Source organism: Enterococcus sp. DIV1096b, assembly GCF_050498765.1.
Classification (GTDB): domain Bacteria; phylum Bacillota; class Bacilli; order Lactobacillales; family Enterococcaceae; genus Enterococcus_D; species Enterococcus_D entomosocium.
This window is the reverse complement of record NZ_JBMHEK010000001.1, coordinates 604,764-616,825: the sequence shown is the minus strand read 5'-3', so window position 1 is coordinate 616,825 and position 12,062 is coordinate 604,764. Positions and strand designations below refer to the sequence as shown.

Below are 12,062 nucleotides of genomic sequence, written 5' to 3'. Positions count from 1 at the left end.
TGAGCATTAATCAAGTTGCTTTTTGTAAATCTTCTGCCAGCGCTTCATATACGACGTTAAGGCATACTGTTGCTCAATCGTTGCTCTGGCTTGTTGGCTGCTTTTGATTCGTTCTTCCTCGTTAGCTAACAGACCGCTCAACGTCTCGATCATTGCTTGAATATCACCGGCAGCTACTAGGTAGCCGTTTTCACCCGATTGGATCAACTCTGGGATTCCCCCAACCTTCGTCGTTACATTGGGGATACCTGCCGCCATGGTTTCTAAGATCGCCATCGGCAAGCCTTCGTGATAAGAAGGGAGAAAATGGATGGCTGCCTTACGAAAAACAGCTGGTAACGCATCGGTTGCTACCCACTCATTTAAGAACACATTGGTGAGAGCCTCTTCTTGGAGCTGTTGGGCAACCTGTTGATTTTCTTGATCGCCAAATAACATAAAGCGAATCTCGGGAAAGGAAACAGCCATTGCTTTTGCAACTGCCAACAGATCAAAACTGCCTTTTCTTTGCCCGATCCTGCCAAGAGTGATGATCCATTTTGCGGTGGGGTCATAAAAGGATTCCTCCGGCACCGCTACGGCATTTGGCAAGACCTCGATTGAGGTATCGGTAATCGTTTGGTAAAATGCTGACCAGCTACTACTTAGCACTACGAGCTGATCCACCCGAGCTAAGGTAAAACGGACCCACCACTTTGCCCATGAAGGACTGTTTTGATAAAACTGGTCAAATTGCGAAGCATGCATATGAAAAATCGTCTTGCAATGTTTTGGTGCTAGCAACAACAGCAAACTCTTGCGATAGAAACTGCCCTTTTGCGCAACGTGGAAATGAAGGATCTGGCACCTTTCTTTTTTGATGTGCCGACGAAACGTAAGAAACGCTTTGAGCTGCGTCCAATATTTTCCTTTTTCCGACCAAGTCTTATGGACGACGAAACGCACGTCCTCTGGCGCTTTTGCTTTTTGGAAATTATGAATGACCGTTGCGATCCCCCCTTTTGCTGCTGGATCTGGACCGATAAGTAAGATATTCATGCTTTGTTGATTTTCCTTTCTTGTACAAATCTAGTTACCTGCTTTAGTTCCTTGCGATAAAGAACAACGACGAAGAGCATCAGCAGCAAAACGAGGCTCTTTTCCAGCCAAAGAGTCCGATTGAATGCCGTAAACAGCGCAAAGCAATACAGCATGATCGAAAGGCTGATTTGGCGTTTGACTGAGAACCCCTGCCAATAGGTCATCGAAAAATATGTACGGGCAAAAAAGAAGACCAAGTACCCTAATGCCGTAGCACAAGCCGCTCCTGTGGCGCCAATTGTCGGTACGAGTAGGAGATGACCAAGGGATGCGGCTAAGACCGCCAGCAAAGAGGCAGCAATATTCAAATGACTTTTCTTATAAAAAACGATCCCGAGATTGGTCGTTTCACTGATCGTCATCATCAAGGGATAAAAACATAACAAGGGAAACAAGTACTGGGCCTCTAAGTATTCTTGCGACAATAAGATGACGATCGTTTCTTTGAAAAAGACCATCAGTAAAAAGAAAATCGACAAGACGAACATGATAAAGTGACTGACTCGTTCGTAATAAATCAATGGTTTGCCTTTTTTGAACCATTCATAGGAGGTGGGAATCCAAAAATTGGCAAAACTAACTTGTAGAATCATCAAGGCACTTGCCACTTTGAATGCAGCCGTGTAGATACCCAAAGCGGCAAAATCAGCAAAATAGCGCAGCATCATTTTGTCGATAATCATTAACAGGCTATAGAGGAACGTTCCCACCACCGTCGGCAAGCCAAAACGACTCAGCTTTTTGATCAGGTTGCGATCGATGTGGCGAATGAGCGGCACAAAAAGCACCAGGTTTGCCAGAATCAACAGACAATCACCGATAATCTGACCGAAGAGCATGCCATAGACCACCGTAATAAACGTCGGCGGACCAAAAAAGAGAAACAGCAACGTGATGAACAAGACCATGAATTTCACCAAAATACTGTAAACGGAGAACTGGATCGCTTTGTTTTGCATTCGAACCGTTAACAAAAGAAACCGTTCAAAAATCAGCAGTCCCGACGAAAGAGCAAATAAATAAATCGCACGGGTGTACTGTGGAGACTCAAATAAAAGCTGCGAGAAATCTGCCACAAAAACCACTAGGATCAGCTGAAAGAAAAATGAACCGAGCAACGGGACGAGCATCGCTTGTTGCAATAACTCGCGTTTGTTTTCGTGGTCATGGTATTCCCTCGTAAAGGCTTGGTCGAAGCCGAGATAGATCACGTATATCAAAAAGGTCTGTGCAAGGAAAAACATACTGGTCTTCCCATATTCTTCGGGTGTCAAAAAGCTGGTCGTTACGGGCAAAAGCACCAAGTTTAAGACCGCCGAACCTAACGAACCGAGGGAGAAAAAGCCCAGCCTCAAAAGTAATTTTTTCAATCAGTTGTTCACTCTTTCTCTGTTAAAATAATGCCTCCACAAATCAATCCTAAAAAGGTGGAAGACAATGCCGAATACAAAACATGCCCGGCAAAAAAACTATAAAAAAGCACCACGATCAAGGCAAAACTATAAACCGATCGTTTTCGTGGCTGAAAGGCCAAATAGACAAAATAGGCGAGCATTAGCAGCAATAACGCTATTCCCAGTAGGCCTTGCCCGAAAAGGGTGTCGAAGAAGTCCATTTCAATTAAGCCAAGACGACCAAAGTGTGCCAAACGGTATTCAAAGCCTTGGCCAAAGACCATGGTAAAGTGTCGGGCCTCATCATTTAAGAAGGCGTTCATCCCACCAATCAAAAAATCACTTCTTGAACTAGAAAATAGCCGGATCAAGTCCCCGTCGAAAAGATGATAAAAATACACCATGCGAAGATAGGTTCCTTCGACGGCTTGGATCAGCAATGGTAGTCCTTGAATAAGCAGCCAAGCAATCGTAATAAAACTCAGAAACCAGATAAACAATTGTTGCAGAAATGCTTTACGTTCAATGCCTAGCACCAATCGGATTAAAAGATAGAACAACACACCGACACCATAAAACACGCCGGTTTTCGTACCGACCAAGACCAAACAGACGAAATTTCCAGCGAATAAACTAGCCAAAAACAGTGAAAACTTATGGGTCTGTTCTTTGATCGAAACAATTAGTGCCTGGACTGTAAAGGTGATTGAAACAATAAAGGCAAAGCTCGTATCATTATTGGCAAAGAAATAGCCTTTATACCCAGCATCAGAATTGTCATAAGTTTGGTAGCCTAGCCCTAAAAAATAAGGAATCAGTAGCCCCAAGGTGAAGCAGACACTGATAACAATAAACAAGCTGTCGTAGTGCAGTTTGGAGAAGTCGTTTTTTCGTTGATAGACATAATAAGGAATCAGTACCCATAAGAGGTATTTGATATACACCGATAGATCCTCGATCACCCACTGCCAGCTGTACCCTAGAAAAAGTGCTTGTAACAGAAAAATCGTAAGCGTCACAGCGATAAACCCATACGTTAAATATGTATAGTAGCTATGGGGAATCTTTTCTGTCACGATCATAATCACTAAGAACAAAAAGAACAGCAAACGGTAGAACACGCCAATGGGAAAAGGAATGCCCAGACTTAGAAATAAGCCGTTTAAGACGTCGATTATCGGAAAAATGGCCACAATCCCCAGGAAGAAGCGGTGATGGCTTTGCTGTTTTGATTTCATGCGTTTCTTCTTTTTTCTCCCCACACATACTGTAAAAAGCGTAAATTTCCTATGATATAGCGATCAAACATCCTGACTGGCTCTTGCGCAAAGCGATAAAACCATTCCAAACCTGCCCGCTGCATCCACAAAGGCGCTCGTTTGGTTTTGCCTGCGACGATATCAAAGCTGCCGCCAACGCCCATCGCAAATGGCACTTGCAACACTTCGCTGAATGTATCGAGCCAAATCTCTTTTTGCGGGCTAGAAAAAGCGACAAACAGCAAGTCTGGTTGCGTCCGTGCAATCTCTTTTGCCACGTCCAATGATTCGACTTCGGAAAAATAGCCATGGTGAAAACCCGCTATGTTCAGGTCGGGATAGAGCTGTTGGTCATGTTTGACGACGGCTTCTACGACTTCGGCAGTTGCTCCTAAATAATAAGGACGCCAGCCTTTTTCTGCTGCCAATTTGACCAGCTCGCGAAAAAGATCGATGCCTGTTACCCTTTCTGGTACCGGGCACCCTAAATATTTCGCTGCCCAGACAATCGACTGCCCATCAGCCGTGATCAAAGTTGCCCGATTGACGATCGATCGCAACGAGGGATCTTTTCGCATCAAGTTTATTTTTCCCGCGTTAATTGAAACATGCTGTGCGGGCGTCCCCTGTTCGATCATTTTCTCGATCTTAGTAATGGTTTCCTGAAAGCTTAAGGAATCGAGATTGCTACCTAAAAGTGATACACGTACTTGTTGCTCCATTAGAATGCTCCTTTGGGTAAGAAAACAACGCCAATCGTTTTCATAATTATTTTCAAGTCCAATAACCAGCTCAGGTTATTGATGTAATAGAGATCCAATGCGACCATCTCTTGAAAACTCAATTCGTTTCGTCCACTGACTTGCCACAACCCTGTGCACCCGGGTGTGACACACAATCGTTGCTTGTCTTTTTCTGAATAACTGACGACTTCTCTTTCTAAAGGAGGACGGGGGCCGACCAGTGCCATCTCCCCTTTCAAGACATTGATCAATTGGGGCAGTTCATCAAGACTCGTTTTTCTTAAAAAACGGCCTAAGCGCGTCACTCGCGGATCTTTCTTCAGCTTGAACATGGCCCCTTCAATTTCGTTTTTATCAAGGTATCGCCCTAATAATTGATCGGCATCAGGCACCATCGTTCGAAATTTGTACATCACAAACGTGGCCTCATTTTTGCCAACACGAACTTGCTTAAAAATAATCGGTGCCTGCCAGTTAGAAAATTTGATCCCTATACAAATCAGCAGTAACAGCGGGCTAAGGACGACTAATAAGCCCAAGCTAAAGATAGTTTCTATCGTGCGTTTCCAACGTAAATAGCTAGTCGCTTGAACCCTTGACTGCTTGTCTAAAGCGGGTCTTTCCACAAAGTTCCCCTCCTTAATAATAGTAATTTTCACCCGTGTCCGTGCCATTCGCCACGACACCTAAGATGTTTGCGTTAACTAGGCGTAGCTTTTTGACGGCATTTTTTGCGGATTGTTTGTTCGTTTTATCCGCATGAACGACTAAAAGTACACCGTCGACTTTCTTGGCTAGGATCAAGGCATCCGAAACGACATTGACTGGTGGCGTATCAATAATGACCACATCGTATAGTTGTTTGACCTCTTGCAAGGCTGCGGTCATTTTCGAAGAAGCGAGCAGATCATTAGGGTTTGACATAATGGCTCCACTAGTGATGATTGAAAATTCGCAATCTTCTAAAATCACTTGTTGGACACAGCTTTCGATCGAGATGTCCCGTCGGATATAGTTGGACAAGCCCACGTGCATTTCTTGTGAAAACAAATAATGTTGGGTGGGTTTACGCAGATCCGCATCGATCAATAAGGTTCGGTTCCCTTTTTGGGCATAGGCGACCGCCAAATTTGCCGAGACCGTGGATTTTCCCGTACCGCTTTCTCCTGAAGTAATCAAAATCGTTTGAGCATCTTGTTGTTGGCATAAATAGTCGACATTTTCGCGAATCAACTTGACTTGTTCGCTGATGATGGAATAATTTTCTTTCATGCTACGCATCACACACGCTTCCTTCCTCTAAAGCTTCTCGACTGGATGGTTTTAAACGAAGCAACTCGTTTTTCTTTGCTTATCTCTCCGATGACCTTTACCCCTAAGACCTCTTCGATTTCCGTATTCGAAGCAAAACTGCCCTCAAAAACCAACAGGAGGAACACATACGTAAAAGCGAAAAGAAGACTTAAAAAAGTGGTCAAGCTGTACAACAAAAACTTGTTTGGACGAGCAGGCGTTTCTTGTGGCAAAACGGTTCCTTCTGCTAAGATCGTGACATTATCAATGTTCATGATCTTAGGGATCTCTTCACTAAAAACGCTGGCGGTCGTATTGGCGATTTCGGCTGCGATCTTCGGACTTTGATGGTAAGCGTTGATTTCGATGATCTGCGAGTTGGTGGCATTGGTAACACTCAAAATCTTCGACAATTCAGCCACATCGTAGCTTCCCTCTAGCGCCTCACTGACTTCATTTAAGATGCGAGGACTCATGATGATCGTGCTATAGGTACTGACGAGTTGAAGGTCTGCCTGAATCGTCTGGTTTTCCAGACGATTGCCAGCTATCGTTTCTGACTGACTAATCAGCAACTGTGCACTTTTTTGATAAATGGGTTCAGCAAACAGGGTTAGATAAAACAACATCGCTAGTAAGGGAATATTAATGATCATAAGGATCCAGCCTATTCGTTGCTGAAGGACTTGCTTCAATTTTTTCATATTTATTTCTTTATTCATTGGTTTTCCCTTTCAATAACAGAAATAGCAATCAAACCATTTACTGGGCGCTTGGTAATGACCCAAGAGAATAGGCAGCCTCGAACCTCGTTTTACCTGTCACAATATTTTTCGTGTCAAAAACGATTTTTTGTTTCATCGCTTGAATGGCTGCCGGCGCTATGTCTTTAAAGGCATCATGGTCACAGAGGATCAATGCCAGATCACTGTCTGTTAGTGCTGCTTCAATTTGTGCAACATCAGAAGTGGCGACATAAGGATCATAGGTAGTGACTTGCAGAGCTTTCTTTTGTTTCAATCTTTTGGCGATCTCAACAGCCGGACTTTCTCTGGCATCGTCAATGTTGCCCTTATACGCCAACCCTAGGACCGCGATTTTGTTTCCACCATGAATCGCTAAGATTTCTTCGACTTTTTTTATAATGAATTCAGGCATCTCTGTATTGATCATCCGCCCCAATTGAATTAACTTCGCGTCATCAGGTGCTGCCGCGACAACAAAATACGGATCGACTGCTAAGCAATGACCGCCGACACCAGGTCCCGGTTGATGGATATTGACCCGTGGATGCTGATTGGCTAACTCAATCACTTGGAGTGCATCAATGTTTAGGCGATCCCCAATTTGGACCAATTCATTGGCTAGTGCAATGTTCAAGTCGCGATAGGTGTTTTCCATCAATTTCGATAGCTCAGCGATACTTGCAGAAGTCTCCAGCACGTTTCCTTTGACGAAGGTCTGATAAATGCGTTTGCCTTGTTGGGTGCAAGCGCTCGTCATGCCACCAATGATTCGATTGTTCATCACCAGCTCTTCAAAGATTTTCCCTGGCAAAACTCGCTCTGGGCAATGCAACAAATAGAGATCTTCTCCAATGGTATAACCTGCTTTTTCAAAAAATGGTCCAACGATGTCTTCCATCGTGCGGGGTTGAATGGTCGATTCAACAATGACTGTGTTGCCTTTTTCAAGATAGGGTAAGATAGCAGCCATCGCCGCTTTCACGTAGGACAAGTCGCAACTACCAAATTGATCGGCGATATTTGGCGTTGGTACGGCAATAATAAAGACATCCGCTTTTTCTGGAACCAACTGTGCATTGAATGTCTTTTTCGCTAAAGCTTGTGCTAGATAGCGATCAATGTCGGGTTCTTCGATTGGTGCCTGACCTGCTTGAAGTGATTGAACGACTGTTTCTGACACATCAACCCCAACGACTTCAATCCCATGGTTTGCAAAAGTAAGTGCTGTGGGCAGCCCGATATACCCCAATCCAATAACGTTTACCTTCATTCGCTCTTAACATCCCATTCTGCTAATTGTTCTTCACCGGGTTTATAAATCAGTTTTTTCGCCACTTGTCCTTCTTCTAAAGCAAAGGAAACTTGTCCAGTAATGGTTTCACCTACAGCGATCTCATTGCCAAACATCGCCATGGTATGATCAAGTTCAAGAAATTCTCCCTCTTCAGTTTCTAAAAGAAAATCAATCGAACCTAATCCAGCGGCAACTGACCCCATATTTTCTGCTGTGATGGTAAATGTATGTAATACTTGTTCCCCATCTTCTGTTTTCTTTTGATTGATTTCTTGTTTGTCGATGATGATCTTTAATCCACCAATGATCGATTGCGGCTCGGCATTGCTTTGATCCGTGATTTGTTCGATTGGTTCGCTGCCTTGGGTAGTATCCGTCTTTGCTTGGTCATCCGTCGAGCAAGCCGCTAAAAAACTCCCCATGAGGGCAAGGCTAAAGAGGCTAACGATTTTTTTCTTCATGTTCATTTGCTTTCTCTCTTTCTATCAATGAAGAGCCCCTTGCAACAGGCAAGGTACAAGGGGCTCTCGTAGTTTCTGTTTCTTATTCTGTGATTGAAACGGTTGCTTGTGCAATCTCTCGTGTACTTAAGTCAGCAAAGCGATGCAATGCATAGATCGTCATCTGGCTGTCTTTTGTCACACTGTTGGCTTGTTCTTGGTTCAAGTAGGCGGTAAAGGTACCATCCGCAAAACCGCTCACCCACAGGATCATGCCATCAATTTCAAGTCGACCAAAGTTGATGTCATCTCCTGTATAGGTTCCCGTAACGATTCGATCACCTAATGTGTAAGGGTTTGGCGTAATTGTGCCAACAAATTCTTTGTCGATAGTGACTACACTGCGATCCAATTCGGTGTCTACCGGACGGCCACTAACAACCTCCCGATGGTAAGCAACCAATTCAACTGTTTCCGCATCGCGAATCAAGTCGCGGGTCGTTTGATTGACAAAGTAAGTAAACGTCTGGTTTGCGGTGTTAAAGGTGCCTCCCCATGAAATTGAACGTCCATCAACGATCAAGTTGGCGAAATTCACATCGCCTGTAAAGGTTCCAGTAATTTCACTCTCTGTCACTTTGAAGGCTGCTGGTTGAATCGTGCCTGCTGCTTTGACGATTTCTATCGGCTGCAACACCAGCTTATGATCAATCGTTTGTCCATCGACTGTTTCACGATGGTAGGTTTGCAATTCTACTTTCGTTGCCGTTCTGATCTGTTCTCTAAATTGTGCGTGAACAAAGAATTCAAAGCGGCCAGTTTCTTTATTGAATGTGCCACCCCAGTTCCCTACTGACTGTCCATCAATCACTAAGTTGGCAAAATTGATATCTCCCGTAAAGGTTCCCGTAATCATGGTATCGGTGTAACTGTATTGATCCGGTGTGATCGTCCCTTGAAGTTGATCAATCACTGTTACTTCTTTGGTTTCTAGCACTTCGATGGCTTCCGTGTTACCGTTAATTTGGCGGTTCAACGCTTGGATCTCAACTTTATCGCCCGCTTTGATTCCAAGATTCGCTACATAAAACGAGAAGGTGCCATCGGCATTGAAGGTACCACCCCATGCATTAGAAGGCGTGCCATTGATCACTAAACGTGCAAAATTGACATCACCCGTAAAGGTCCCTGTAATCATTGTTTCGCCAACACGGTATTGATCCGGTGTGATCGAACCAGCCAAATCTCTAGTTAATTCAACGGTTGTCCGATCAAGTACTTTGCCATATTGATCCAAGGCTTCGATTTCTACGACATCATCTACGGATTGGATGCGATTGCCGATAAAGAATTCAAACGAACCATCAGCAAAATTCCCACCACGAACGGATGATCCATTTACATACACACGGGCAGATACAACATCACCGGTATACGACCCTCTCAGGAACTGATCGGCCGAAGAAACATTGTAGCTTGCTGGTGTAATCGTGCCTTCAGTGTTTGCTGGATCAGTGACAACGATCGTTGAAGCAATATTTGATTGCAATCCATCGATGCTTGCTTGAGCAGTAATAATTGTTCCCGCTGCTTGTTGATCAATCTCTACTTCAAAATTGCCATCACTGTCAACAGTGGCATTTTTCGTTTCAGAATCGCCTATAGTAATTTCCACATGTGCATCTGGTTCAGCTGTTCCGCTAACGGTAGTGGATGTGGTTGTCACCTCATTCAATGTTGTTTCGGCGATCGTTGCTCGATCAACCATGGTTTCTGCAATATTTGATGAAATGCCATTTAAGGTTGCTTGGGCGGTAACTACCGTACCAGCTTGTTGTTTCTCAATCGTCAATGCATAGATGCCATCACTACCCACTCGTCCATTCGCAATGATCGTGTCACCGGCTTTGATCGTAATCTCAGCATTCGGCTCAGCCGTTCCCGTCACACTTGTGGAGTCAGTATTTAGCTCGGAAATCGTTGTTTCGGCAATCGTTTCTTTTTCACTATCCTCTACAACTGTTTCTGCAACCGATTGAATACCATTGGACGTTGCGGTAACAGTCACTTTTGTTCCAACTGCTAATGGTGCGTTCGGAATCGCAAATTGATAAGTTCCATCACTTGCAACGCGTCCCGTTAAACTTCCTTGTCCTTCAATAGTGACTGCTAAATCGGCATTTGGCTCAGCTCGCCCCGTAATGCGCGTTGAGCTTGTGGTTAAGTCGTCAATGGTCGTTTGTTGAATCGTTGCGGTATCCACAAAGTCACCAAAAGCGATTTTTCCGATTTGAGAACTATTGAATGTTGCGTTAAAGATTGAGTCATTAGATTCAATTCGCGAAGTAACTTGTTTGTTCGTATAAGTATTTAGTGAGAAAGAACCTTGTCTAAACTCTGGATAATTAAAGCTGGGCTCTCCTGAAAAATCAGCTGATCTTCTCCAAGTTTGCATTCCTGTCGATGAGTGGATCGTGTAGTTCGTTGTTCCTGGATAGGACCCAATTGCGGTTCCATTCGTATGATTGTTTTGGATTCGAACATTTGATCCTTCCTGGAAAGTGCTTGATTGTCCAACGTTTACCGTTGAATACGTGCTTCTTCCCACGACATCCAGTGTTCCCCCAGTTAATACGGTCAAAGCACCTCGCAACCCCAATGCTTCTTGTGTTTTTTGCGTATTTGGCGCACTTGTGATCTTAAACGTTGCGTTCGAATTAACTACTACGCTTGAGGCACTTCCTTCGATCAAGACTGCTTTTGCTGTATTTGAAGGATTGTTTTGAGTAACGTCTAATAAACTGCCTTCACCTAAATCAATTCGACCACCACTTGCAAGATAAATCGCACGAGCTGTTCCGTTGTTATTTGCAACTACAGAAGCACCACTGCCGATATTCATCCGGACATTCGAAGTAGCCCAAATCAAGGAACCTGCATTTAATCGGTTTTCGCCAAAGAAATTAGCTGAAGAATTGCTAGCGGCTAAATAGAGTAAGCGCCCCGTTGCATGACTATTTTCATGAGTAACGTTTGTGAAGGAAACACTGGACGTTCTATTTTGATAGATCGTATTTGTTGCATGAGCCACGATTCTCACATTTCTGATACTTAATCCTTGATTTACCGTATTTCCATACAACCGAACATTATTCCCGAAGGTTAACGTATGACCATTACCTTCAATCGTTTTGGTCGTCCCTGTCCATGTCACACTACTAGTCATCGTGATGTTATTGGCTAAGCTGATTTGTGTAACCGTCGCATTGGCTAACGCTGTCCGTAATTCAGCATCAGATGTTACTTGGACACTTGCCCTTGTTGAACGGGTTTCAGCAGCGTCTTCTGATGATTCGTTAGAATTACTTTCTGAGGTTTCTTCATTTGGTGCATCCGCTTGTTCATCATTTTCTGCGACTTCATTATTTTCTGAAGAGTTCTCAGTAGAAACTTCTGTTTGAGCTTCTTCACTTTCAGTAGGAGAACCCTCTGTTTCCTGAACTGCTTGCTCATTGGTTGCTGTATGGTCATTTTCTGTGCTTTGAGTTGCTTCACTATCTGATAATAAATTTGGAGCTTCTATTCTCTCTTGTGTCACTCCTGAAGAATTATCAGTTTTTTCTGTCGCCATTGCATTTATTGGCAACGCCGATAAAGTTAAATGACTAATCAACAATAAACCTGTGACTTTTTTACTAAATTTGTTATTCATAAGTAACTCCTTTTTCTCTATTCTTTCTCTTGTACTTTAAAGATTCATTTCACGTTTTTATCAGTCACCCTTTCTTACTCCCTCGAAAAAAATCAGTTATA

Annotated in this window: 10 protein-coding genes; all 10 read right to left on the bottom strand. The window is 43.6% G+C overall.

The features are described 5' to 3' along the window. Positions 1–6: 6 nt before the first annotated feature. The 10 genes from IGJ17_RS02850 to IGJ17_RS02805 all read right to left on the bottom strand — a co-directional run bounded on the left by IGJ17_RS02850 (position 7) and on the right by IGJ17_RS02805 (position 11,961). Complete coding sequence (locus IGJ17_RS02850; protein ID WP_008377990.1) at positions 7–1,038, bottom strand: glycosyltransferase family 4 protein; 1,032 nt, start codon at positions 1,036–1,038, stop codon at positions 7–9. Further along, complete coding sequence (locus tag IGJ17_RS02845) at positions 1,035–2,450, bottom strand: lipopolysaccharide biosynthesis protein (protein ID WP_139960442.1); 1,416 nt, start codon at positions 2,448–2,450, stop codon at positions 1,035–1,037. The genes IGJ17_RS02850 and IGJ17_RS02845 overlap by 4 nt, the downstream gene beginning before the upstream one ends. Before the next feature lie 8 nt (positions 2,451–2,458). Next, positions 2,459–3,712, bottom strand: a complete 1,254-nt coding sequence (locus IGJ17_RS02840) for an O-antigen ligase family protein (RefSeq protein ID WP_422705401.1) — start codon at positions 3,710–3,712, stop codon at positions 2,459–2,461. Continuing rightward, positions 3,709–4,455, bottom strand: coding sequence for a WecB/TagA/CpsF family glycosyltransferase (locus IGJ17_RS02835; RefSeq protein ID WP_139960440.1), 747 nt, complete (start codon positions 4,453–4,455; stop codon positions 3,709–3,711). The genes IGJ17_RS02840 and IGJ17_RS02835 overlap by 4 nt, the downstream gene beginning before the upstream one ends. Then, positions 4,455–5,102, bottom strand: coding sequence for a sugar transferase (locus tag IGJ17_RS02830; protein ID WP_008377982.1), 648 nt, complete (start codon positions 5,100–5,102; stop codon positions 4,455–4,457). The genes IGJ17_RS02835 and IGJ17_RS02830 overlap by 1 nt, the downstream gene beginning before the upstream one ends. 13 nt (positions 5,103–5,115) lie before the next feature. After that, positions 5,116–5,757, bottom strand: a complete 642-nt coding sequence (locus tag IGJ17_RS02825; protein WP_008377979.1) for a CpsD/CapB family tyrosine-protein kinase — start codon at positions 5,755–5,757, stop codon at positions 5,116–5,118. After that, positions 5,757–6,491, bottom strand: coding sequence for a YveK family protein (locus IGJ17_RS02820; protein ID WP_139960439.1), 735 nt, complete (start codon positions 6,489–6,491; stop codon positions 5,757–5,759). The genes IGJ17_RS02825 and IGJ17_RS02820 overlap by 1 nt, the downstream gene beginning before the upstream one ends. 40 nt (positions 6,492–6,531) lie before the next feature. Continuing rightward, positions 6,532–7,785 (bottom strand): nucleotide sugar dehydrogenase, encoded by a 1,254-nt coding sequence (locus IGJ17_RS02815; protein WP_139960438.1) that lies wholly within the window; start codon positions 7,783–7,785, stop codon positions 6,532–6,534. Then, positions 7,782–8,276: a hypothetical protein gene (locus IGJ17_RS02810; RefSeq protein WP_008377972.1), complete on the bottom strand. Its 495-nt coding sequence runs from the start codon at positions 8,274–8,276 to the stop codon at positions 7,782–7,784. Before IGJ17_RS02810 ends, IGJ17_RS02815 begins: the two co-directional genes overlap by 4 nt. Before the next feature lie 76 nt (positions 8,277–8,352). Continuing rightward, positions 8,353–11,961, bottom strand: coding sequence for an immunoglobulin-like domain-containing protein (locus IGJ17_RS02805; protein WP_139960437.1), 3,609 nt, complete (start codon positions 11,959–11,961; stop codon positions 8,353–8,355). Positions 11,962–12,062 lie beyond the last annotated feature (101 nt).